Source organism: Marinilactibacillus piezotolerans (genome assembly GCF_900114235.1).
Lineage (GTDB): Bacteria > Bacillota > Bacilli > Lactobacillales > Carnobacteriaceae_A > Marinilactibacillus > Marinilactibacillus piezotolerans.
On record NZ_FOSJ01000012.1, the window covers coordinates 1 to 23,919 of the forward strand.

At 37.7% G+C, this 23,919-nt stretch carries 23 protein-coding genes and 1 pseudogene; 15 read left to right on the top strand and 9 right to left on the bottom strand.

Translation table 11 applies throughout. From position 1 onward, the window contains the following. The 4 genes from BM212_RS04340 to BM212_RS04355 form a co-directional block, all read left to right on the top strand. The coding region (locus BM212_RS04340; protein ID WP_143744907.1) for an IS30 family transposase at positions 1-324 on the top strand (324 nt) is incomplete at its 5' end. Between the two features lie 395 nt (positions 325-719). Then, positions 720-1,805 carry a methionine ABC transporter ATP-binding protein gene (locus tag BM212_RS04345; protein ID WP_091896599.1) on the top strand — a complete coding sequence of 362 codons (1,086 nt, stop codon included), beginning with the start codon at positions 720-722 and terminating at the stop codon, positions 1,803-1,805. A gap of 29 nt (positions 1,806-1,834) precedes the next feature. Beyond that, entirely contained in the window at positions 1,835-2,524 is a 690-nt protein-coding gene (locus BM212_RS04350; protein ID WP_072694189.1) for a methionine ABC transporter permease, read from the top strand. A gap of 30 nt (positions 2,525-2,554) precedes the next feature. Further along, on the top strand, positions 2,555-3,349 hold the full coding sequence (locus tag BM212_RS04355) for a MetQ/NlpA family ABC transporter substrate-binding protein (protein WP_091896602.1): 795 nt from the start codon (positions 2,555-2,557) through the stop codon (positions 3,347-3,349). Positions 3,350-3,477: 128 nt separating this feature from the next. On the opposite strand, the gene BM212_RS04360 is transcribed toward BM212_RS04355, so the two are convergent. The 6 genes from BM212_RS04360 to BM212_RS04390 form a co-directional block, all read right to left on the bottom strand. After that, positions 3,478-4,311: a glycosyltransferase family 8 protein gene (locus BM212_RS04360; RefSeq protein WP_091896605.1), complete on the bottom strand. Its 834-nt coding sequence runs from the start codon at positions 4,309-4,311 to the stop codon at positions 3,478-3,480. A gap of 139 nt (positions 4,312-4,450) precedes the next feature. Then, positions 4,451-4,606, bottom strand: a complete 156-nt coding sequence (locus BM212_RS04365; protein ID WP_143744908.1) for an HD domain-containing protein — start codon at positions 4,604-4,606, stop codon at positions 4,451-4,453. A 358-nt stretch (positions 4,607-4,964) separates the two neighbouring features. Then, a complete protein-coding gene (locus BM212_RS04370; RefSeq protein WP_072694186.1) occupies positions 4,965-5,192 on the bottom strand; it encodes a hypothetical protein in 228 nt (75 codons plus the stop codon). A gap of 173 nt (positions 5,193-5,365) precedes the next feature. Then, positions 5,366-6,166 carry an SDR family NAD(P)-dependent oxidoreductase gene (locus tag BM212_RS04375; RefSeq protein ID WP_091896608.1) on the bottom strand — a complete coding sequence of 267 codons (801 nt, stop codon included), beginning with the start codon at positions 6,164-6,166 and terminating at the stop codon, positions 5,366-5,368. A gap of 229 nt (positions 6,167-6,395) precedes the next feature. Beyond that, positions 6,396-7,181, bottom strand: coding sequence for a glutathione-dependent disulfide-bond oxidoreductase (gene yghU, locus BM212_RS04380; RefSeq protein ID WP_091896611.1), 786 nt, complete (start codon positions 7,179-7,181; stop codon positions 6,396-6,398). Positions 7,182-7,697: 516 nt separating this feature from the next. Then, the gene (locus BM212_RS04390; protein ID WP_177206312.1) at positions 7,698-8,030 is read right to left on the bottom strand and encodes a ComEC/Rec2 family competence protein; all 333 of its coding nucleotides are present in this window, start codon (positions 8,028-8,030) and stop codon (positions 7,698-7,700) included. Positions 8,031-8,516: 486 nt separating this feature from the next. Here BM212_RS04390 and BM212_RS04395 point away from each other — a divergent pair, with 486 nt between their 5' ends. From BM212_RS04395 to BM212_RS04445, 11 genes and pseudogenes are all read left to right on the top strand, one after another. Then, positions 8,517-8,831, top strand: a complete 315-nt coding sequence (locus BM212_RS04395; RefSeq protein WP_091896621.1) for a YdcP family protein — start codon at positions 8,517-8,519, stop codon at positions 8,829-8,831. Between the two features lie 26 nt (positions 8,832-8,857). Next, entirely contained in the window at positions 8,858-9,241 is a 384-nt protein-coding gene (locus BM212_RS04400; protein WP_091896624.1) for a YdcP family protein, read from the top strand. A 30-nt stretch (positions 9,242-9,271) separates the two neighbouring features. Then, a complete protein-coding gene (locus tag BM212_RS04405) occupies positions 9,272-10,657 on the top strand; it encodes an FtsK/SpoIIIE domain-containing protein (RefSeq protein WP_091896627.1) in 1,386 nt (461 codons plus the stop codon). A 196-nt stretch (positions 10,658-10,853) separates the two neighbouring features. Continuing rightward, positions 10,854-12,050 (top strand): MobT family relaxase, encoded by a 1,197-nt coding sequence (mobT, locus tag BM212_RS04410; RefSeq protein WP_245750932.1) that lies wholly within the window; start codon positions 10,854-10,856, stop codon positions 12,048-12,050. 36 nt (positions 12,051-12,086) lie between these two features. Further along, a complete protein-coding gene (locus BM212_RS04415) occupies positions 12,087-12,308 on the top strand; it encodes a hypothetical protein (protein WP_091896629.1) in 222 nt (73 codons plus the stop codon). 16 nt (positions 12,309-12,324) lie between these two features. Beyond that, entirely contained in the window at positions 12,325-12,822 is a 498-nt protein-coding gene (locus tag BM212_RS04420; RefSeq protein ID WP_091896633.1) for an antirestriction protein ArdA, read from the top strand. Between the two features lie 17 nt (positions 12,823-12,839). After that, entirely contained in the window at positions 12,840-13,235 is a 396-nt protein-coding gene (locus BM212_RS04425; protein WP_091896636.1) for a conjugal transfer protein, read from the top strand. Continuing rightward, the gene (tcpF, locus tag BM212_RS04430) at positions 13,219-15,678 is read left to right on the top strand and encodes a conjugal transfer ATPase TcpF (protein WP_091896639.1); all 2,460 of its coding nucleotides are present in this window, start codon (positions 13,219-13,221) and stop codon (positions 15,676-15,678) included. The genes BM212_RS04425 and tcpF overlap by 17 nt, the downstream gene beginning before the upstream one ends. Next, positions 15,675-17,159 (top strand): annotated as a pseudogene (locus tag BM212_RS04435) (CD3337/EF1877 family mobilome membrane protein); the annotation flags it as partial. The gene tcpF and the pseudogene BM212_RS04435, both read left to right, overlap by 4 nt. Positions 17,160-17,590: 431 nt before the next feature. Further along, on the top strand, positions 17,591-18,595 hold the full coding sequence (locus BM212_RS04440; protein ID WP_091896642.1) for a lysozyme family protein: 1,005 nt from the start codon (positions 17,591-17,593) through the stop codon (positions 18,593-18,595). A gap of 24 nt (positions 18,596-18,619) precedes the next feature. Continuing rightward, positions 18,620-19,525: a conjugal transfer protein gene (locus BM212_RS04445; RefSeq protein ID WP_091896646.1), complete on the top strand. Its 906-nt coding sequence runs from the start codon at positions 18,620-18,622 to the stop codon at positions 19,523-19,525. Positions 19,526-19,606: 81 nt separating this feature from the next. Here the strand turns inward: BM212_RS04445 and BM212_RS04450 are convergent, their stop codons facing one another. The 3 genes from BM212_RS04450 to BM212_RS04460 form a co-directional block, all read right to left on the bottom strand. Then, positions 19,607-20,782, bottom strand: a complete 1,176-nt coding sequence (locus tag BM212_RS04450; RefSeq protein ID WP_091896649.1) for an AAA family ATPase — start codon at positions 20,780-20,782, stop codon at positions 19,607-19,609. Next, positions 20,775-21,644: a hypothetical protein gene (locus BM212_RS04455; protein ID WP_091896651.1), complete on the bottom strand. Its 870-nt coding sequence runs from the start codon at positions 21,642-21,644 to the stop codon at positions 20,775-20,777. Before BM212_RS04455 ends, BM212_RS04450 begins: the two co-directional genes overlap by 8 nt. 185 nt (positions 21,645-21,829) lie before the next feature. Next, positions 21,830-23,911, bottom strand: coding sequence for a M28 family peptidase (locus tag BM212_RS04460; protein WP_091896654.1), 2,082 nt, complete (start codon positions 23,909-23,911; stop codon positions 21,830-21,832). Positions 23,912-23,919 lie beyond the last annotated feature (8 nt).

The following is a 23,919-nucleotide window of genomic DNA, read 5'->3' on the forward strand; positions in this document are numbered from 1 at the left end:
TTATTCTCTTCTATTGAATCTAATCAAGTAAAATCAATTACTCCAGATCGCGGTAAGGAGTTCTCAAGACATTGGGAAATCACTAAAGCTCTTAATAACGTCCCATTCTACTTTCCTGACCCACATGCTCCATGGCAACGAGGGACGAACGAAAACACTAACGGCCTATTAAGAGAGTATTTACCGAAAACAAAAGAGATGGATACGGTCACTGATCAGGTTGTAGATCAATATGTTCGTAAACTCAACTTACGCCCAAGGAAGTGTTTAAACTGGAAAACGCCCTATGAAGTATTTTTTGGTGTAGCGTTGCACTTAATTTGACAATTCAAGATATAAAATCATATCAAACACTATAGAGATGAGTAAATGTCCTAGCGTAATAACAGAGAGCTTGCAGTCGCTGAAAGCAGGTTTACCCAAAGACATTGAATATGGTCTCTTCCCTGCTGATTCCTTTCAGTCAGTTGTCATAGTGGGATACCGAGTCTATTAAGATAAGGCTATCACGGCTGCATCCGTTATCTTGCACGAGTATAAATCTTTTGTACTTAGTGAGGTAAGATTCGTGAGGATCTTACAAACAAAGGTGGTAACACGACAACATTCGTCCTTTGATTAAACAGCATCAAGCTATTCAGTTAGCGATACGCTGTTTAATCAAAGGACGTTTTTTTATTTCCGTTTATTAGCGATATAGAATACTAGGAGGACAATACATGATAGAGCTTAAAAATATCGATGTTCAATTCAAAACCGAAAATAAAGAAATCCACGCAGTACGAGATGTCTCGATCCAGATCGATAAAGGAGACATATTTGGAATTGTCGGTTATTCCGGAGCAGGAAAAAGTACGCTGGTTAGAACAATCAACTTACTGCAACGTCCTACAAACGGCAGCGTTCGTGTAGGTGAGAAACAATTATTGAATTTAAATCCAAAAGAACTGCGCCAGGCTCGCAAGAAAATTGGAATGATCTTCCAGCACTTCAACTTAATGAACGCTCGGACAGTTGCTGGAAACGTCCTTTACGCTTTGCGTTCAAGTCAATTATCTGAAGATGCAAAAAATAAAAAAGTAGCAGAGCTTTTGGACCTTGTAGGATTAGCAGATAAACATGACGTCTATCCTTCTCAACTTTCTGGTGGGCAGAAACAACGGGTTGGGATTGCCAGATCATTGGCAAATGATCCAGAAGTACTCCTGTGCGATGAAGCAACCAGTGCTTTGGATCCAAAAACAACTCTTTCTATTTTGGAGTTATTAAAAGATTTAAATGAAAAGCTTAACCTGACTATTGTTATTATTACTCATGAGATGGAAGTTATCAAAGAGATCTGCAAAAAAGTAGCGGTCATGGAAGACGGCTCAGTCGTTGAACAAGGTGATGTCGTTTCAATCTTTACAGATCCAAAAAATCCACTTACCCAAGAGTTTATCAATACAGCAACCCATATTGATCAAGCTTTAGAAAAACTAGCTAAACATCCATCCTTACTCAACTTAGATCAAGAAGATACCATCGCCCGGCTATCTTTTGTTGGAGAAAGTACAAACGAACCGCTGATATCCAGTCTATATTCTAAATTTGCAGTTTCAACAAATATTCTTTACGGAAATATTGAAATTCTGCATGATACTCCGATTGGGAATCTGATCGTTGTCTTAAGTGGATCCCCTTCTCAGCAACAACAAGCGATCCGTTTTTTAGAGTCCCAAAACGTAGCAGTGCAACAGCTGGAACACATTCATGTAGACCAGAAAGCAAAAGTAGTTCCTATAAATCGGGAATATGTCATTTAATAAAAGTCTGATAAAAAAGGAGAAAAACTATGAATGGATTAACTGATTTTATTGAAAGTATTGCACCAAACGTTTGGGAAATTCGAGAACGAGTTCTTGAAAGTACTTGGGAAACTATCTATATGATACTCGTTTCTGCTCTTATTGCCGGAATCATTGGAATTATAATCGGAGTCATTTTAGTCATTACAAATAAAAACGGGATAAAAGAAAATGTTGTTTTCTACACCCACTCAGAACGGTTGATCAACACTTTTCGTTCAGTGCCTTTTATTATCCTGCTCGCCCTAATAGCACCTTTCACAAGGCTTGTTGTTGGCACAACAATAGGAACGACTGCTGCAATAGTTCCTATTATTGTAGGGATTATCCCATTCTACTCTCGTCAAGTCGAAAATGCTTTGCTGGAAGTGGATCCAGGGATTGTAGAAGCTGCACAAGCAATGGGTTCATCTCCTCTTGAAATTATATTTGGTGTTTATTTAAAAGAAGGACTTCCTTCTCTTGTCCGTGTATCTGCTGTTTCCATTATCAACCTTATTGGACTGACCACAATGGCTGGAGTTGTTGGTGGTGGCGGTTTAGGAGATCTGGCTATCGCTAGAGGGTACAACCGATTCCAAATGGATGTTACAATCGTCTCCACTCTCTTGATTATGGTTATTGTTTTTATTACTCAGTGGATCGGACGTATATTAATCAAGAGAACATCTCATTAATCAAAAAAAAATTAGAATTGGGGAAATAAAATGAAAAAGAAATTATTAGCATTATTCAGTATTGTATTTACAGTTATTCTGGCAGCATGCGGTAACGACGGTGAAACCGTTCGATTAGGGGTTGTTGGAGAAAACAATGAGCCTTGGGAACACGTGCGTGATGTAGTAGCGGAAGAAGGAATTGATTTAGAAATCGTTACTTTCTCAGATTATCAAACACCAAACACAGCATTAGCTGAAGGTGATTTGGATCTAAATGCATTTCAGACTGTAATCTTTTTAGATTCCTTTAATGAAGATACTGGAAATGATCTAACTCCGATCGCAGATACTACTTTAAATCCTTTAGGAATATACTCTGAACAAGTAGAAGAGGTAACGGACATTCAAGAAGGCGACACGATTACTATCCCAAATGATGCATCAAATGAAGGTCGTGCACTGATTCTGCTTCAATCAGCAGGATTAATTGAAGTCGACCCAGAAAAAGGTAACTACCCTCTTATTGAAGATATCACAAGTAATCCATTGAACTTGGACATTGTGGCAATTGCCAGTAATCAGACAGCACGTTCATTGAGCGATACGACAGCTGCCGTAATCAATGTCGGAATGGCCGTTGACGCTGGGTATATCCCATCAGAAGACGCTATTTTTCTGGAATCAGCTGAAGGAGATACTGAACCGTATATCAATGCAATCGTTGCACGTCCTGATGAAACAGAAAACGAAACTTATCAAAAAATCGTCGAAGCTTACCAGACAGACGAAGTGAAAGAAATTATTGCAGAAACAACTCAAAATTCTTCCATTCCTGTTTGGTAATAGAGATAATGATTAAGACCACTTAGATATGATTTCTAAGTGGTCTTTTGTATATAGATTAAGATAACGTTTAACGATATTAAAGAGCAAACGATTAGTGGTTTGCTCTTTAATTTGCAGAAATTATGCTATATATTTTCTTCATATCTCTTTAACAATTGTTGATAATGAAGGTAAAGCAAAGAAAAGCGGTTGTTACTTTTCTCATTCCACGGTTTAGGCTTACCGCAGAAGTGTAAAATAACCGTATTTTCTGCTACCCAATGTATATTGTAAGCACCAAAACTTCTAGTAAAATAGGCACTACTTTGTCTAGTATCATAATTCCATATTTCTTCAGGAATTTCTTTTGTAAATTCCCCATAAAGATAGTTCATCACATCTTGATCAGGAAGCAGTAAATAATCACTATATTTTCTAATTGTATCGTAAATATCTTCTATTTGAACTTTACTTCTTGCTTGTTTTACATCTATTACCATAATTCCTGAATTAAAATAACCATGATTTATTCCCAGTCGAATATTGTTGATCCCCTTAGTAATATTGGTCAATCCGGAATGTGTCGCAGCAGCCAGTATATTTCCCTCAAGATCCAAATCCCATAGTTCTTGAATCGGGTTGATAATTAAAGTGTCAGGGTCTAAATAAATAACTCTTTTTACATTATCAGGCAATAAACTTCCACAAGCCAAGCGGTAATACATTTCTTTTGGGTAACGCTCAGCTGTGGGCGCGTCAGCAAATAGGTCCAGAGGCACTTTAATGACATTCAATTCCATTCCATAAAATTTTAATAAAGTCTGTAATGCTTGTAGTTTTTCTGAAGAAATTCTTTCATGTATTAGCCAAATTCTAAAATCTATTTGCATATTATTTTGGTGTAATGAAGTTAGCATTACCTTTAAGGGGTCTAAATAATTTTCATCCAACGTGACAAGAATGTCTATTTTTTCTTCCAAGCTAAGTAACCTCTTCCTGTTATAAGATAATTTTTAGTATGTATCAAAATCTTAGGTATCTACTATTTAAAGATATTGAAATATAATCACACTTTCTAGAAACTGTTGAATCCGGGTAAAAACAGTCATTTTTCATAATCTAACTCAGGAATTTTTTGCAATAAGCACTTCTAAAAAGCACCAGTCTCCAAGCATGTTCAGCTGTACTTTCTTGTCGACCAGATTGTGTCCAATCCGTTCTTGTAACGGACTTTATTTCTTTAATAAAACCAAGATACTGGTTTATTTCTGTCACTTTCATACTCCTTTCTGAAACTAATACTTATCACCTCCAAACGAAATCTTCCGCTTTTATCCGTTTAATTATGTATGTATTTGAAACTCCCGTGAACCTATTAAGCATTTTCCAGGTACATCACTAAAATCAAATATACTTTTATACTGAATATTCTTTTATATAAATCGACTACGCTTTTCAGATATTATCTTCATTTTAACTCACTTCAAGTTTTTATGAAAACTGAATAGCTATCGTTTTCCTTTCACCTTCATAAAATACATTCCCCTATTTAGTTCTATCTAAACCATAGAGAATAGTAATAAACTCCTCACCACTATATTCCTTGTCGTTCTCCTTCGATATATGCAGGTATTTATTCATTTGAGAATTGGATAGCAATAGATTGCATTTCACCTTTATAGTTGATATCTGAAAAACTTATCGAACTAAGATCCTTATTCTCATAGGTATCGCCATCAATCTTAAATTCCGTGGCACCTCCTTTAATATAGTCTATTAATGCAACAGCTTCTTCATTAATAATGACATACTCTTCTGGAAAATTATCTTTATAAAACAACGTAGTTTCTATATTCTTCATTTTCATCCCTCCAAAATTTTTTATACATTAGATTATACACTATTTAAAAAAATGGTTCCCTGTAGGCAAAATCATTATATTTCTAACTACTTTCAAAGTTAAAAGCAGTTAGAAAAATTATTACTTATTCTAATTTAATAGTAAGTTTTTAAACTGGGCAAAATCTCTATATCCTAACGCATAACTGATCCGCCTGATAGGATGATATTTTCTCCTATGATGTTTTCAGCTGCATCAGATAATAGATAAGCAATGGTGTTGGCAACTTCTTCTGCATTTGTAATACGTCCAGTGGGTAGTTTCTCGCTTTCGATTTTAAACTGTTCATCGAAACTATGACCTTCTCGTTCACCTTTAGAACGGATTCCGTTTCTTCCCATTTCCGTATCTACATACCCAGGGCAGACACCGTTGACTCGCACATTATGTTCAATCGCTTCCAGTGCAAATGACTGGGTGAATCCATTAAGTGCAAATTTAGATCCCGTATACGCCGTTCCGCCATAGGTTCCTCTTATGCCAGAAAGAGAAGAAACATTTACGATGGATCCTTTTTTATCTTTTTTCATCGTTTTATAAATTCTTTGAGTCAAAAGAATCGGAACGGTGTGGTTTAAGTACATTACGCGCTCCAGCTCTTCTTGTGTCAACTCTTCTAGAATCCCTCCACCAGTCATCCCAGCTGAATTAACCAGTAAAGAGACTGCTCCAAACTGATCTTCTGCCGCTTGCACTAAATTTTCTCTATCAGATGTATCGGTCAAGTCAGCAACATACCGCATAACTTTTGCATTCGGCGTCTTACTTTCGATTTCTTCTTTCAGTTCGTTTAGTACTTGTTCTTTTCTACCTGTGATGGTGACATCTGCACCCATAGAAGCTAGTACTTTTGCTGTCTCGCGACCAATCCCGCCGGTCGCCCCTGTAACTAACGCATGCTGCCCTTTAAAAACATCAGATGAAAAAATAGACATAATCTTCCTCCTACAGTATTTGATTTAGTAATCATTTATACTTAAATTGTGGCATAAAACAAGTCTATTATCTAATATTATGTACCATTGAATTGGTAGAAATTATTCCTTGATAAAGTTTGTCCTAATTAGATTGAATTTGAAAATTTTTTTAGCAATTATCATAAAAAATCCTTTTCGCGAATCGTATCTTGCACTGATTCACAAAAAGGATTTGAATGAGGCATTTTTATTTAATATCTTTATATTCTACTTCCAATGCGCGTTTAACTGCAGGTCTTTCTTGAATTCGATCAGCCCACTCTAATAAGTGGGTATATTCATTAGCTTTTAGAAATTCCGCAGCGTCTCCATATAACTCACCTTGAACAAGACGTCCATACCAAGGCCAGATTGCCATATCCGCAATCGTATACTCATTGCCTCCGATATACGGTTTATCTGCTAAATGTTTGTCTAGCAAATCTAGCTGACGTTTTGTCTCCATTGTAAAACGGTCGATTGGGTATTCTTGTTTAGTAGGTGCGTAGTTGTAAAAGTGACCAAATCCGCCACCTACATATGGAGCAGCACCTGTTTGCCAGAACAACCAGTTCATCAGCTCTGTTCGCTCAGCCAGTTTTGTTGGTAAAAATTGTTCGAATTTCTCAGCAAGATACAGCAGGATCGAAACAGACTCGAATACACGAATCGGTTCATCCGCTGAACAATCCATCATAGCAGGAATTTTAGAATTTGGATTAATCTTAACGAAATCACTACCAAATTGGTCGCCTTCAGAAATATTGATTAAGTATAGATCATAATCAGCTTTCTCAATGCCAGCTTCTTTTAATTCTTCCAGCATAATAGCCACTTTGATTCCATTCGGTGTGCCTAATGAATAGACTTGCAGCGGCTTCTCTCCTACCGGAAGCTCTTGTTCAAATCGACTTCCTGCCACAGGCTGATTACCAGATTTACTTTTCTCCTCTTCGTTCCATTCCCACACTTTAGATACTTCATAATTTGACATCGTATCCACTCCTTCTGATTTATCTTTAGTATACTGATTAAATATTTTGCCGTCCACTTTCTAAGGACTGATTCATTATTCCTGAACCCTTACCTTAAAGTTAGAGTTTTGCTGTACAGAATTAAACTTGTCATTTTGACATTTCATAAACTAAAATGATAACAATCGAATCAGAAAAGGTCCTAATATAGTCACCACTATAATAAATACTAATGTATAATATATGGTATTTACTATCATAATACTGCTTTTAACTTGAGAAGGCTTTAAAGAGTCATTTTCTTCTATTATTTTGATTACACTTCTCTTGATAATATAACCTGATGCTAGTATCACCAGTAAAATGGCTAAATATATAAAAGGTATTATTGTTACTGCATACATATATATCACCTCCAAATCATTATTACAACCATAACATAAATAACAAATTTTTATAGCAGTTTACCGAGCGAGAGCAGCATATGATTACAGTATAAATAAAGCATCCCTAATTTAAAGGGCTGCTTTATTTGCTTATTGAACAACTTGTATTGAATTTCCATCACTAGAAACTTGTATATTCCCTTCTCTCGTCAGATAGATCGTTGTTCCTAATTCTTCAAGTGCCGAAACAACCTCTTCTTCTTCCGTGTTTTTATCCGAGCTGGTGATTACTGCATATTCAGGATTGACTGTTTCAAAAAATGTCTCGCTGTTCGCTGCAAGTCTTCCGTGGTGAGGAACTTTAAGCAGCGTGTACTCTCCTTCTGTCTGATTAATCACTTCTTCAAGTCTGGCTTCTTCTGCATCTCCGGCATACAAGAAACGATTCTCACTATCAAATAAATAAAATTTACTCAAAATCAAACAGAAAAAACTGTAAACCAATTTAGCCCAAAATATGTAATTAATGCATAAGCTCTCTCTTATGTGATGCGTGTTTAGCAAATAATCTTGATGAACTGAAGAGAAAAAGTGCCCTAAAAAAATAAAAGAGCTGAAGCCTTGTATCTACAAGGCTTCAGCTCTTCAACAACTACTCCCACTCAATTTTCAGCGTACAGCATATTAGAATAAATGCTTTAATATCAAGGAATATTGTTCACTATAAAATCAAGTAAATCAATAAAACTAAAAATAAAAGTGCAATTATAGTGCAATACTGCACTCTGATTAGGCCTATTACTTCTGAAACATTTAATTCCAAATCCAATATTTTCAAGACGTTCAGTGATGAGCGTCTTTTTTATATTCTAAGGAGGTGAATATTATTTGAATCAAAATAAGCCCCCACCATTAATAGGTAGTTTTTCATAACAAAATACATTATCTAACGAAAGGAACGATCAACTTATGGATTTAAAATTTGTTGTACCCAACATGGAAAAAACCTTCGGGCAATTGGAATTTGCTGGTGAAGGAGAAGTCGAACAACGACGAATGAACGGACAACGCACCGTTGTTTCTCGTACCTATAACCTTTTCTCTGAGAACCAACGTGCCGATGACATTACGGTAAAACTCCCTGCTCAAGCAGGCGAAAAGCACTTTAATTTTGAAGAGAAAGTCAAACTCGTCAATCCTCGCATTACTGCCGAAGGATACAAGATTGGTGAACGTGGTTTTACTAACTATATGTTGCACGCTGATGATGTAGTGAAAGCCTAAAACAATTTTGAAAGGAAGATGACCTTATGAGACTCGCAAATGGGATTGTGTTAGACCGAGACAAAACCTTTGATACCTTGAAATTTTCTGCCCTACGAAGAGAAGTCCGTGTTCAAAACGAAGACGGAACAGTATCGGAAGAAGTAAAAGAACGCACCTATGATTTAAAATCCAAAGGACAAGGATGCATGATTCAAGTCAGTATTCCTGCGGATATTCCCTTAAAAGAATTTGATTATAACGCCGAAGTGGAACTAGTCAATCCTGTAGCCGACACCGTTGCCAATGCCACCTTCTTTGGAGCGGAGGTTGATTGGTTCTTAAAAGCAGACGATATTGTATTGAAAAAGACCACTGGAAAAGCAAAATCCGCTCAAACAGAACCAAAGCCTTCCCCTAAAAAAGAATAAACGTGTCAATCGGAAAGGAGTGACTCTGCCATGAATCTTTTCTTCTCACATGGAAAACGAATCAAATCACGAGACAATCACCTTGTCTTACGTTTTACTCTCTCAAGACTCTTTCCTCTCTTTTTTCTGACACTTGCCCTCTTTCATGGCAGAACCTTGCTTCACCTAGATTGGCACAGCTTGCCAGAGACCCTACAAGAAGGAGATATAGACATTCCTATTCCCTATCTCCTTCTTTCTGTATGGATTTCTCTCTTGATCTGTTTCCTAAGTGTTGTTCTCTTTAAATGTTTCTTTCCTGATACGATCAAGCAAGTCATTCACCGACAGAAATTGGCTCGTATGTTGCTAGAAAACAAGTGGTACGAGTCGGAACAGGTACAATCTGATGGGCTTTTGGATGACGGACGAACCCGATCTAAAGAGAAAATTACTTACTTTCCAAAGATGTACTACAAGTTAATAGATGGGCTGATTTATATTCGAGTGGAAATTTCACTTGGAAAGTACCAGGATCAATTGCTGCACTTAGAGAAGAAATTAGAGAGTGGCTTGTTTTGTGAATTAGTCGAAAAAGAACTGAAAGACTCTTATGTAGAATACACCCTTCTCTATGACACCATTGCCAATCGCATTTCTATTGAAGACGTAAGAGCTGAAAATGGAAAGCTGAAATTGATGGAAAATGTTTGGTGGGAATACGATAAGCTCCCACATATGTTAATTGCTGGGGGGACAGGTGGTGGGAAAACCTATTTTATCCTTACATTGATTGAATCCCTCCTACAAACCAATGTCACACTGTATGTTCTCGATCCAAAGAATGCCGACTTAGCTGATTTAGCTGTCGCACTACCAAATGTCTATTCCAAGAAAGAAGAGATGATTGCCTGTATTGATTCCTTTTACGAAAACATGATGAAGCGTTCCGAAGACATGAAACAAATGGAAAACTACCAAACAGGTGAAAACTATGCTTATTTGGGCTTGCCTGCTCAATTTTTAATCTTTGATGAATATGTGGCCTTCTTTGAAATGTTATCCAAAAAGGAAAGCACCGAAGTGCTCAATAAACTAAAAAAGATTGTCATGTTAGGAAGGCAAGCCGGTTTCTTTCTCATCTTAGCCTGCCAACGTCCTGACGCAAAATATCTCGGAGACGGGATTCGTGACCAATTTAACTTTCGTGTTGCTTTAGGTCGCATGAGTGAAATGGGTTATGGCATGATGTTTGGCTCAGACATTCAAAAAGACTTTTTCTTAAAACAAATCAAAGGACGAGGGTACGTTGACGTGGGAAACAGTGTAATCTCTGAATTCTATACCCCACTGGTTCCCAAAGGACATGACTTTTTAGAGGAGATAAACCGACTCGCCCAAAGCAGACAGGGAACGCAGGCGGCGGACGAAGTGTAAGCCTAGCCGAAGTTCCCTGTCTGCTTGCTGGGGTGGCGCTAGCCACACCAGCCCGGTTAACCCCCCGTATCTAACAGGGGGGTACAAATCGACAAACATCTGACACCTTAAACCGAAGAACCCTTGGAATGGCGGAAATTAGTGGGTGTTTAGTCATACGACAATGGCCCACTGGTTTCTTGTCGCCTTCCAACGATTGGAGGAAGAACCTTTGAGTCAATCTACTATTGGCTTACAGATAAGAAACCAACGCTTAGAATATGGACTGACCCAAAGCACGGTTGCTTCAAAAGCTGGGATTAGTCGGCAATATTTAAGCGATATTGAAACCCAAAAAGTTCATCCATCGGAAGAAACCAAAGAACAGTTAGTAACTGCTCTTGATGAATTAAATCCCCATGCGCCATTGTTTATGCTCTTTGATTATGTCCGTATTCGATTTCCTACAACGGATGTGCAGTCCGTGATCGAAGGACTGTTACATCTAAAGATGAAGTACTTTATCCACGAGGATTACGCATTCTACTCCTACCTTGAACATTACGCACTCGGCGATATTGTCGTAATGACCTCTCCTGAAGAAGAGAAAGGTGTCCTTCTTGAACTTAAAGGAAAAGGGTGTCGTCAATTTGAAACCTATCTTCATGCACAAGAGAGAAGTTGGTACGACTTCTTTATGGATTGCTTGCTCAAAAAAGCGGTCATCAAACGCTTAGACTTAGCCATCAATGACAAAGCTGGTATCTTAGACATTCCCTTTCTGACAGAGAAATGCCGCAAGGAAGAATGCATCTCCGTCTTTCGCAGTTTTAAAAGTTACCGTAGTGGGGAACTGATTAAACGAGAAGAAAAAGAAGAGATGGGGAATACCTTATATATTGGCTCCTTACGAAGCGATATTTACTTCTGTCTGTACGAAAAAGATTATGAAGAATTCAAAAAGAATGGAATTCTCTTTGACGAAGCAACCGTAAAGAACCGTTTTGAAATCCGTCTGAAAAATGACCGAGCCTTATATGCCTTACGAGACCTTATGCAGAACGAAAATCCAGAGAAAACCGCCTTTAAAATCATTAACCGCTACATTCGTTTTGTCGACCGAATAAACAAGAAACCTCGTGGGGAATGGCCATTAAATCGAAAATGGGCATGGTTTATTGGAGACAATCGACAAAGCATGACCCTCACCACGAAACCTGAACCTTATTCCTTTCAACGCACCCTTCGTTGGCTGGAACGTCAAGTCGCTCCTACATGGAAAATTGCCACGAAATTAGATGAAATCAACCAGACTTCTCACATCAAAGACATGCTTCAACATGCCAAACTCACCGATAAACACAAACAAATCCTCGAACAACAAGCTGCTTCTGTAGAAGATATGATACTTTAACGCACTCCCCTCTATTTTGAAAGGAGAATGACTCTTATGAATTTTGGAGACAACTTATACAACTGGTTCTTAGGAAATGCTCAGTCCTTAGTCCTCTTGTCTATCGTCGTGATTGGACTGTATTTAGGATTTAAACGAGAGTTTTCTAAACTGATTAGCTTTTTAATTATCGCCCTGATTGCGGTTGGACTGGTCTTTAACGCCGCAGGAGTCCAGGAACTCTTGCTTCAACTCTTTAACCGCATTATCGGCCAATAAGAAAGGACTTTGCCTTATGGAAGAAATGATGGTGTATATCGCCAATTTAGGAAAGTATAACGAAGGAGAACTGGTCGGTGACTGGTTCTCTCCCCCTATAGATATGGAACAGGTCAAAGAACGCATTGGCTTAAATGATGAATACGAAGAAGTGGCGATACATGATTACCAATTGCCCTTTGATGTGGATGAATACACACCCATTCAAGAAATCAACCGACTCTGTGAAATGGTATTGGAACTGGAACCCGATATTCAATCCGAACTCCGTTCCCTTCTCACGTACTTTGACAGTATTGAGGAACTCCACGAAAAACAAGACGACATCATTCATTACCCCGACTGTGACAGTATGGCCGATGTCGCTCATTACTTGATTGAAGAAACAGGGGCATTAGGAGAAGTGCCTGCTCAACTCCAACACTACATTGATTATGAAGCGTATGGTCGAGACTTAGAAATTGAAGGGAACTTTGTCATCACAGGTCGAGGGATCTTTGAGATTCCGTATTAACGATTGGAGGACTGCACATGAAGAAAATTAGAAGTTACACCAGTATATGGTCGGTGGAAAAGGTGCTCTATTCCATCAATGATTTAAAACTGCCCTTCCCTCTGTCGTTTACGCAGATGACATGGTTTGTGCTTTCGCTCTTTTTGATGATCATCTTAGGAAACCTTCCTCCTCTATCTTTCATTGAAGGAGCGTTCCTGAAATATCTCGGCATCCCTGTAGGAATCACGTGGTTTATGAGTCAGAAAACCTTTGATGGAAAGAAACCCTTTAACTTTTTGAAAGCAGTGATTGCTTATGCCTTCCGTTCTAAGCGAACCTTCGCAGGAAAGAAAGTAACTTTAGATTCACAGAAACATACCGAACCGATCACCATTGTAAGGAGTGAGACCGTAAATGACTTATCCGATTAAATACATTGAAAACAACCTTGTCTGGAATACAGACGGGGAATGTTTTGCCTATTATGAATTGATTCCTTACAACTATTCCTTTTTAAGTCCTGATCAAAAGAACCAAGTGCATGACTCTTTCAGGCAACTAATCGCACAAAACAGAGACGGAAAAATTCATGCCTTACAAATCAGTACAGAGTCCAGTATTCGCACCGCTCAAGAACGATCCAAAGAAGAGATTAGCGGACGACTGAAAAAAATAGCCGAAGAGAAAGTCGACCAACAAACCGAAGCACTCATTGAGATGATCGGGGAGAATCAAGTTGACTACCGTTTTTATATTGGTTTTAAGTTGTTGCTCAATGAAAAAGAAGTGTCGGTTAAAACGGTTGGAGAAGAAGTGAAAAATGCTTTTTCCGAGTTCTTTAAAAGCGTGAATCATAATCTAATGGGCGACTTTGTATCCATGCCTCAAGATGATGTGTTGCGGTATCAGAAAGTTGAAAAGTTACTGGAAAATAAACTCACTCGGCGATTTAAAGTCCGTGCCTTAACCAAAGATGATTTTGGCTACTTGATTGAACACCTCTACGGGAAATCAGGTACGGCTTATGACGATTATGAATATCACTTGCCGAAAGATGAAATAGACGGTAAGACACTGATTAAACGCTACGACTTAATCAAACCCACTCGCTGTTTGATGGAAGAAAAACAACGTCACTTACGGATTGAACAGGAAGACGAAACAATTTATGCGGCATACTTTACCATTGATTCGATTATCGGAGAGTTGGAATTTCCAAATTCCGAAATCTTCTACTACCAACAACAACAATTCACTTTTCCGATCGACACCAGTATGAATATCGACATCGTCTCCAATAAAAAAGCCTTAACCACGGTTCGAAACAAAAAGAAAGAACTCAAGGATTTAGACAATCATGCCTGGCAAAACGATACCGAAACCAATACGAATGTCGTAGAAGCCTTAGACAGTGTGAATGAGTTAGAAAACAATTTAGACAACACGAAGGAATCGATGTATAAGCTTTCTTACGTCATTCGAGTCACTGCTCCTGATCTAGAAGAACTGAAAAGACGATGCAATGAAGTGAAAGATTTTTATGATGATGTGAATATCAAACTCGTTCGCCCCTTTGGCGATATGTTGGGTCTACACCAAGAATTCCTCCCTGCAAGCAAACGATACATGAATGATTACGTGCAATACGTGACCTCTGATTTCTTAGCTGGTCTTGGCTTCGGGGCGACCCAAATGCTTGGTGAAAAAGAAGGGATTTACATTGGGTACTCCTTAGACACAGGGCGAAACGTGTATTTGAAACCTGATCTTGCCAGTCAAGGCGTGAAACATTCTGTAACCAATGCCCTATCCGCTGCTTTTGTAGGATCCCTTGGTGGAGGAAAATCGTTTTCGAATAATCTATTGGTCTATTATTCGGTTCTCTTTGGGGCACAAGCCTTGATTGTCGATCCCAAAGGCGAACGTGGACGGTGGAAAGACACGCTTCCTGAAATAGCGCATGAGATTAACATTGTGAACTTGACCTCAGAAGACAAAAACAAAGGCTTACTCGATCCCTATGTGATAATGACTAATGTCAAAGACTCCGAATCTCTGGCGATTGATATACTCACCTTTCTGACTGGTATCTCTTCTCGTGACGGAGAAAAATTCCCTGTCTTACGAAAAGCCATTCGAGCGGTCACCAATAGTGAACAGCGAGGACTACTCAAAGTCATAGAAGAATTACGAGTCGAAAACAATCCAGTCAGTAACAGTATCGCCGATCACATTGAAAGTTTTACCGATTATGATTTCGCACAACTCCTCTTTAGTGATGGAGAACTCAAGCAATCCATTAGCTTAGAGAAACAACTCAACATCATTCAAGTAGCCGATTTGGTGCTTCCTGATAGCGATACGGAGTTTGAAGAATACACGACGATGGAACTTTTATCTGTCGCCATGCTTATTGTCATCAGTACGTTTGCTTTAGATTTGATCCATACCGACAGAAGTCGCTTTAAGATTGTGGATTTAGATGAAGCATGGTCGTTCTTGCAAGTAGCACAAGGAAAAGCTTTATCCATGAAGCTTGTTCGAGCAGGTCGTGCCATGAATGCAGGCGTCTATTTCGTAACCCAAAATACCGATGACTTGTTAGACGAAAAGATGAAGAACAATATCGGATTGAAGTTTGCCTTTCGTTCCACAGATTCTAATGAAATCAAAAAGACACTCGCCTTCTTTGGGGTCGATCCAGAAGACGAAGCCAACCAGAAACGGCTTCAAGAACTAGAGAACGGACAGTGTTTAATACAAGATATTTATGGGCGTGTCGGTGTGATTCAATTTCATCCCATCTTTGAAGAATTGCTTCATGCCTTTGACACTCGCCCGCCAAAGCGAAAAGAGGTGGAAGATGATACATGAAGTCACATGTAGCTAAAAAATGGAAAACAGTCGGAAAAGTTCTTCTCTATATCCTTTTAGGATGTCTATTAATCGTCCTCTTTCTCGCAAGTGTCGGTACCGTAGTTCAAGCGACAGGGCTTGTGGATAACACTGTGGATAATGCCAATGAATACAGCCGCTATCCGTTAGAAAACTACCAATTAGACTTCTATGTCGACAACAGTTGGAATTGGTTGCCGTGGAACTGGACAGATGGCATTGGCCAACAAGTCATGTATGGACTCTATGCCATTACTAGTTTCATTTGGACAATTAACCTCTATATTTCTAATGCGACAGGTTATCTTGTGCAAGAAGCGTACTCCCTTGATTTCATTTCGGATACGGCGAATGCCATCGGACGAAACATGCAGACGTTAGCAGGAGTAAATAGACAAGGATTCCAAAATGAAGGCTTTTATGTGGGGTTTCTTTTGATCCTCATTTTAACGATTGGAAGTTATATCGCTTATGTGGGTTTACTTAAACGTGAATCCACCAAAGCAGTGAATGCCTTGATGAACTTCCTTGTGGTCTTTCTGCTCTCTGCTGGAGCGATTGCCTATGCCCCTGATTTAATTGGACGAGTAAATGACTTCTCTTCTGACATTAGTGAAGCCAGCTTGGATTTAGGCACACGTATTATCCTTCCGAACTCTAATACGGAAGGCAGCGATAGTGTCGACCTCATACGAGACAGTCTCTTCTCTATTCAAGTAAAACAACCATGGCTGCTTTTACAATACGGAACCAATGATGAAGAAGAGCTTGGCGAAGAACGAATCGAATCCTTACTCTCCACTAGTCCGAATGCAAATAATGGAGAAGATCGAGAAGTCCTTGTGATTGAAGAAATTGAAGAGCGAGACAACCCTCACCTTTCCATTACCCAAACCACGAATCGGTTAGGTGTGGTCTTCTTTATCTCTCTATTCAATATTGGCATTAGTCTCTTTGTCTTTCTTCTGACTGGGATTATGTTATTCTCTCAAGTCCTCTTTATCATCTATGCGATGTTCTTACCGATCAGTTTCTTGCTTAGTATGATTCCAGGATTTAGTCATATGTCCAAACGTGCCTTAACCAAACTTTTTAATACGATTCTGGCACGAGCAGGAATAACACTAATCATTACTGTAGCCTTTAGTATTTCCAGTATGTTGTATTCCTTGTCTGTCGGTTATCCCTTCTTCTTGATCGCGTTCTTACAGATTGTGACTTTTGCGGGTATTTACTTCAAACTAGGTGACTTAATGGGCATGTTTGCCTTACAAAGCAATGACTCTCAAAGTGTTAGTCGCCGTGTGATGAGAAAACCACGCATGTTGATGATGGCAAATATGCATCGCATGCAGAGAAAAATGACTCGCTCACTGGGTAGATCAGATAAACCGACGACACAGAAAAAGGATTCAGAGAACAATCAGAACACTCCTGATAACCAACAATCTCCCACTAGAAAAGCAAATCACCAACGTCCTACAAAAGAAACCCCGCCTACAGATAAGACTAACTCTTCAAAAATGTCTAAAAAGAATCAGAAGAACATGTCTCCTCCAACCCCGAGCAATAAAGAACGTCCAAACCAAAAGGAGATTAAATCTACTCAGAAGAATGCAAATCAATCTACTAAGAAAAAACAGACTCCTTCAAAGAAAAGAAAATCAGTGGTGGAACAGAAGAAACCATCAAATCGTCAAACACCTCAACAAAGAAAAAGTCGGAAACATACTCGTCCTCCTATTCACCGAAACAAACCGATTCTTAAACGAGAGCCTTCCTCTTCTCAGGCGACTCGAAAGAATACCTCGTATAAAGTGCCTACAAAACAATTCTCACAAAAGAAAGTCGTACCCAAAAGACCGATTAAACGAAAGGAGAAGAATAATCGATGAGACTTAAAATCCTTCTTCTTCCCTACCTTTTGTTTTTTTGCGTGAGTATTCTATTAGCTTTCTCAATTGTCCTTCTCTTTTCTGAAGAAGAATCAGGAAGTTCTAGCAACATCAATGTGGCTGGCACAAGCATCTCTCAAGAGGTGGAGACCCATAGAGATACTGTAGAACACTATGCAAGGGAATATGAGATCGAAGATCATATATCCATTCTGCTTGCCATCATTCAAGTGGAGTCAGGTGGAACAGGAGCGGATGTCATGCAAGCTTCTGAATCCTTGAATCTTCCACCTAACTCTTTGTCTACTGAAGAATCCATTGAACAAGGAACAAAGTATTTCTCTGAACTAATTCAATCTGTAGAAGAACAGGATTTAGATGTCGATACAGCCATTCAAGCGTATAACTTTGGCGGAGCCTTTATTGACTATGTCGCTGAACGAGGAAATGAATATTCCTTTGACCTCGCAGAAGCATTTGCCAGAGAACAAGCTGATGGAAATCAAGTCACTTACTCGAATCCTCTTGCGGTTGAAGAAAATGGTGGCTGGCGTTATAGCTATGGGAATATGTTTTACGTGCCTTTAATCCATCAATTCCTAAACACTCCTTCAGAAGGCGAATGGATCCGTCCAGCAGAAGGCATGGTGACTTCTCCCTTTGGCTATCGCATTCATCCAATCTATGGTGACCGACGAATGCATACAGGAATTGATATTGCGGGAAGCGGTCCGATTATAGCTGCTCGTTCTGGAACAGTTGTAGCAGCTTCTTATAACCGTGGCTTAGGCTACTTCGTTCAACTTGATCATGGCGATGGCTATCAATCGGTGTACGGACACATGCAGCCGAACTTACAAGTATCAATTGGAGATACGATTGAACAAGGACAACGACTAGGCACGATGGGAACCACTGGTACTTCTACTGGAGTGCATTTAGATTTCAAGATTTTGAAGGATGGCGACTATGTGGATCCTGCCCCATACATTGGCTTATAAATTGGAATGAAAGAAGGTTGACTCATGATCTTTAAGAAAAAAGAGAAACAGAAAGAAAATAAGAAACCCAAAGTTTCATCCATCAATCCACGAAAGAAACTTGTCCTCACACTTTGGGTATTTTTAGGACTGAGCTTTAGCTTTGCGATCTACAAACATTTCACTGCTATAGATACTCACACGGTAGAGGAAAGAATATATGTGGAGGAGCAACTTATTGATACAAACAGTGTAGAAAATTTTGTCCGAAACTTTGCGCAAGTCTATTATACGTGGGAAGCAGACAATGAAGAGTCCTTGGAGGAACGAAACAGTCAGTTAGAAAACTATTTAACCGAAGACCTCCATTCCTTAAATAGTGTCATGATTCCAAATGACGTACCTACCTCTTCCTCTGTACAGAATGTGCAAATATGGTCTGTTACAGAAAGCGAAGAAGACAATCAATATAATGTGATCTATTCTGTTTCTCAACGAATTACGGAAGAAGAGGAGGATGAACAAGTCATTGAATCTTTTTATGAAGTGACCGTATATGAAGATGAAGAAAAGAATGTAGTGATTATCCGAAATCCCACACTTACGACTTCTCCTACAAAATCTGCTTATCAACCCGCTCCTCTAGAAAATGACAATTCCTTAGATTCAGAAACTCGAGAAGAAATAGATGAATTTCTTTCAACATTCTTTTCCCTCTACCCTACCGCAAGCGAACGTGAACTCTCTTATTACGTAGAAGATGATGTGCTTCCAGTAATTAATCAAGAGTATGTCTTTTCAGAACTCATTAACCCTGTCTATATTCAAGAAGGCGAATATGTTCGAGTCTCTGTTTATGTACGTTACCAAGATGAGCGGACTCAAGCAGATCAACTATCACAATATGAATTACTGCTTTGCCAATCCGACACTTGGAAAATTAAAGAATAATTTAAGAGAAGCATATTTCAAATCAAGAATTAGTAAAAATATGCTTCTCTTTTATCTTTCGGTAATTACCACCAGATTTTTTTATTTCTGCCATAATTTATCATTTGGCGGGTATGCACCCTTGATGTGTTTGATAAACTCTTTACGTATTTGATTATTTAGTAACCTTAAATTTTGATAATTGTGAACATTTATACTCTTAACAATTTTATCAATGCTTTTCTTATTTAAGTTTTTATCATGAATAGAGTTGAATTCATCAACATACTTTTTCAACCTTGTATAGATATATATTTCTTTATCTTTCACATTTAGTGGATTAAACAAGCTAACTAGATTGAATCTCGATCTTAATTCTGGAGAAAAAACTTGCTCAAATTTCTCTTCTGGTACATTTGATGTAAAAACAAAAATATAACCATTTAGATTTAATGAGTCTCCTTGTGAATTAGTGGCATATCCTGTTTCTAAAACTTCAAGAAAGTAGTTAAACACCTTACCATCTGCTTTTTCGAATTCATCAATTAAAATTATTCCAGTATCAGAATTATAAATCTTCTCAAAGAGTTCGCCGGTTTCACTTCCAATATATCCTCTGGGACTTCCAATCAAACTATTCAATGATTCCTGACTACTATAATTACCAAAATTTATTTTTGCTAGTTGCTTCTTTCCACCCAACAATGAATGTAATGTTCTTGCAACTTCAGTTTTTCCAACACCCGACATTCCCATCAGAAATATAGAAAATATATCACTTTCACCTATTGAATTCAATATTTTATATTCCAAGAACTTCTCACCCATTGATTCCTTAAATCTATCGTGCCCTAGAATGTTTTTGGAAAAGTTACCTACTAATTGTTCTATTCCCTGTCTATTAAGATCTGTTATCTTCTTAACTATGTTACTTTCTTGTACTTCTGAAGGTTCTTTTTCACTCTTAAAATATTGAACATCTTCAAAAATAGTATCCATTTGATCTAATACATGCTTATCCGCAAAATCAGCAAAAAAAGTATGTTGGGATAATTCATTATTAACAATTCTTTCCAAAAAAAGCATATTATTAGACCCATTAAAAGATCTAAGATCAATTAATATCTCTTCTTCATAGTACTCTTCTATATCATCAATCAAATTATTTGTCGAGAAATTAAAAGCTTTAGAAATAGGAAGTAATTTTTTACCTTCTAGAACGATTTTATTTTTAAATTCTTCATAATCGTCTATATTAATTAATAATAGTCTACTCATCTCCTGTATCCTCACTTTTAATTTTAATATCTTGAAGCACTGCTATAGTATCCACAAAATGAAATTTTTCAATGTTATTATTAATTAAGTCTTTACCTGTCTTTTCTAAATCTTTCTCAGAGTATGATGAATTTTCATATTGTTTCTCTTCTTTCGTGTTTTCCCCAACATTTTGAAAGAAATCGAATGTATTTGTAAGGTCATTTCTGTTTACAACACCTTTATATACACCAACTAGGGAAATGTTTCCTATTAGCAAATCATCTACAGAATAGCTACTTTGAAATTCATCATTAAGAGGGATTTTGAAAAACAAACCTTCTTTATTTGTTATGTTGCAACATAACAAATAGAAGTAATCAGATAACATAGAATTTAATAATTTATCTGCATTCAAAGACATTCCTTCAACCTTGAAACCATCTATATCCCTAATTGATCCAGGTCTCATTGCTTTGGCTGCTCGAACGTTTTCTTCGTTTAAAATATATAATTGCAGCTTATCTAGTTTGATAAGCTCACCCTCTGTTTTCTCATTTAGCTTTTTCAATTCTGTATCCACTGCAATCCTTAGGATACTGTTTAGCAAAATAGAGTTTGAATGAATTACTCTAATATTGTGATTAATAGATTGAACAGATCCTTCCTCACTCTTCAATTCTACGTTCCCTTTTAACGCAGCTTGGATTCTTCCTAAAAGAGTATTCCCTAGTGAAGTATTTACTTCTCCTTCTAGTGATTTTGTTGATCCATCTTGTTTATTCTGGCTGGTTCTTTCCTCTTTCGATTCAATTATTTCATTGTCTTTAAGCATAGCTATTTCAAATGCCTTACTATAATTCAAATAATAAATATTAAACATACGGTATTCCCCCTATAGTTAATTGTTTTAATTACATCTATGTTCTATATCTTTCATTGTCTAAATAGTACCACTCTCGCCCCTCCAACGCAAATGTACGTTCCCAAATGTTTTGTTAATTATATTAAAAAATGCTTTACTTTAGCAGAGTTCCCTAAAGCAAGGCATTTTTGTCTATTAATAACTTAAGATAGTTTATTTAACTTACTTAGTACACATTCTATATCTGTCATATCTAATTCTTTATTTATTGATCGTAAAACATCATACTCTCTATCCAATGTATAAAGTAAAATCTCATACTGAGATTCATAAATCTCTTTCAATTGAGCTACTTCCTCATCAAGCTCATGATTTCCTTGTTGAAGTTTTTCCATGAGTCCATTTATCACATCATACATATCTGGAAAGGGTAATGTTTGATTCGTTCCCCAACTTTGAGGAATAATTGAATCATCATAGGCTTTAATTGCGACTCTTGTGTAGACTTCCTTATCAAATAATTGAGCCATATAATTTTGATCCAGTTCTTGGATACTTTGCAATGCTTCACTAGGATCCCCCTTTTCTAATCCTTGGAGAAGATCTTCTATGATTGTTACATACTTGTATGGCTGTGTATGCCCAATTATGTGAGAATCAAATGCATTCAGCTTAATTATATTCTCTTGAATTTGCTTGTTTATGTGAAGTAATCCTTGATTTAATTCACTAGCAGATTCAACTATACTTTCCAGCTTTTCTTCTGAAATTCCGTTCTTTTTAGTTTGTTCAAACAATTGATTTGCTTGTAGAATCGTTTCATACTTTGCTTTCGATTTTTCATAAAAGGTTTCACTTTCGCTTTTCATTTCTTCAAACTTCGAATAGAGACCTTTTAACCTTTGTTGATCTATTTCATCCCAGTAGGAAGACGCGTAAGGCGTAAAATCGAAAGGTGCGATCAGCGTTTGGTCAAAAGCTATATTCAACAGTCCGAAAATCTTATTGTTGAAATCAAATGCTTCTGGTTCATATCTATCAACATTGTCATATTGTGTATGATCATAATTTTCGAATGAGTCAGGATCATCGCCTCCCCAATGCACAGACACATTACCGAAGGTTGGTACTCCTGCATTAGCAAACACGATATCATCTGCCATTGCTGTAGGGATTTCATAAAAATCATATTCAAGAGGTAAATCGAATTTTTCTACAAATGAAGCTAATGCCTCTCGGTAAATTCCTGTTCCTACAAGAATAAAAGCGCCTAACTGATCTAATGCTGTTAACTCAAAGTTACAATAAACTAGGGTATTTGATACCCATTCAGGATGATCAGATACAATCGCATGAGCTCCCCCTAAAAAGGAGTATCTTGTGTCTGCTAGTCTGCTTTCTTCCGCACCATTTGTGACAAAAATGATGGTGTTTTCTGGTTGGTATCCTGAATCAATCATTGCTTTTGCAATGGTCAGTTGACTACCTAAAGAGGAGGCATTATCTTGAAAACCATCCCAGAATGCATCATAGTGTCCACCAATAATGATATATTTTTCAGGATTTTTCCCAATTATTTTTCCATGAACATAATATGCCTCTGCTTCACGGTCAATGGTTACATCTATTTTAATCAATCCTGTGAGTGGGGTATTTTTCTTAGATAATGATCGTAGCTTATCTCCGTCACCTTTATTCAGGATAACGGCAGGGATATTCAGTTTTCCTAAAATATCATGGATTGTAATGAGGTCGTCTTTATACGTTCCAGCACCCCCAACGACTGTAGCAATGACTGCTTTTGCTCCTCGAACTTCCGCTTGAGTGAATAACGTATTGTACCAGAAGCTATGAGTGGCGTCTGTATCTACTAAGACAATTTTATCTTTCACATCTACATTCTCATAGTTTGGTGCGGTTCCATCCCCTACATAGATAATCTCTCCTTCTAGACCTTCAGGTGATGTTCCCTCTAAACAGGTAAATGAACCTGCTTCCATTAACGGTAAGGTTTCTTCAGGTGTAGAAACGGAAACACTTGCTCCTTTAAATTCCCAAGCGTCTACTGGAAAGCTTTCTTTTGTTACTTCTTGTAAACCGATGTCTTTCATCTCTTGTTCTATCCACTGAGCAGCTTCATGTTCAGCTTGTGTTCCTGACGTACGAAAACCGAAAGAATTGGTTTTAAATTCAAGCAACTTTTTCGCTACTTCAAATCCATAATCTGAATCTACCTCGTTAATATACTTCTTCTCAATAGTAGATAATTTTTGTTCATTAATCATTTAAATCT

What these genes read in the sequence shown, in the direction of transcription:
- BM212_RS04355 (WP_091896602.1), top strand. Translation starts at nt 2,555, where the DNA reads ATGAAAAAGAAATTATTAGCATTATTCAGTATTGTATTTACAGTTATT.
- BM212_RS04350 (WP_072694189.1), top strand. Translation starts at nt 1,835, where the DNA reads ATGAATGGATTAACTGATTTTATTGAAAGTATTGCACCAAACGTTTGG.
- BM212_RS04400 (WP_091896624.1), top strand. Translation starts at nt 8,858, where the DNA reads ATGAGACTCGCAAATGGGATTGTGTTAGACCGAGACAAAACCTTTGAT.
- BM212_RS04415 (WP_091896629.1), top strand. Translation starts at nt 12,087, where the DNA reads ATGAATTTTGGAGACAACTTATACAACTGGTTCTTAGGAAATGCTCAG.
- BM212_RS04370 (WP_072694186.1), bottom strand. Translation starts at nt 5,192, where the DNA reads ATGAAGAATATAGAAACTACGTTGTTTTATAAAGATAATTTTCCAGAA.
- BM212_RS04450 (WP_091896649.1), bottom strand. Translation starts at nt 20,782, where the DNA reads ATGAGTAGACTATTATTAATTAATATAGACGATTATGAAGAATTTAAA.
- BM212_RS04425 (WP_091896636.1), top strand. Translation starts at nt 12,840, where the DNA reads ATGAAGAAAATTAGAAGTTACACCAGTATATGGTCGGTGGAAAAGGTG.
- BM212_RS04440 (WP_091896642.1), top strand. Translation starts at nt 17,591, where the DNA reads ATGAGACTTAAAATCCTTCTTCTTCCCTACCTTTTGTTTTTTTGCGTG.
- BM212_RS04395 (WP_091896621.1), top strand. Translation starts at nt 8,517, where the DNA reads ATGGATTTAAAATTTGTTGTACCCAACATGGAAAAAACCTTCGGGCAA.
- BM212_RS04405 (WP_091896627.1), top strand. Translation starts at nt 9,272, where the DNA reads ATGAATCTTTTCTTCTCACATGGAAAACGAATCAAATCACGAGACAAT.
- yghU (WP_091896611.1), bottom strand. Translation starts at nt 7,181, where the DNA reads ATGTCAAATTATGAAGTATCTAAAGTGTGGGAATGGAACGAAGAGGAG.
- BM212_RS04460 (WP_091896654.1), bottom strand. Translation starts at nt 23,911, where the DNA reads ATGATTAATGAACAAAAATTATCTACTATTGAGAAGAAGTATATTAAC.
- BM212_RS04455 (WP_091896651.1), bottom strand. Translation starts at nt 21,644, where the DNA reads ATGTTTAATATTTATTATTTGAATTATAGTAAGGCATTTGAAATAGCT.
- BM212_RS04375 (WP_091896608.1), bottom strand. Translation starts at nt 6,166, where the DNA reads ATGTCTATTTTTTCATCTGATGTTTTTAAAGGGCAGCATGCGTTAGTT.
- BM212_RS04420 (WP_091896633.1), top strand. Translation starts at nt 12,325, where the DNA reads ATGGAAGAAATGATGGTGTATATCGCCAATTTAGGAAAGTATAACGAA.
- tcpF (WP_091896639.1), top strand. Translation starts at nt 13,219, where the DNA reads ATGACTTATCCGATTAAATACATTGAAAACAACCTTGTCTGGAATACA.
- BM212_RS04345 (WP_091896599.1), top strand. Translation starts at nt 720, where the DNA reads ATGATAGAGCTTAAAAATATCGATGTTCAATTCAAAACCGAAAATAAA.
- BM212_RS04445 (WP_091896646.1), top strand. Translation starts at nt 18,620, where the DNA reads ATGATCTTTAAGAAAAAAGAGAAACAGAAAGAAAATAAGAAACCCAAA.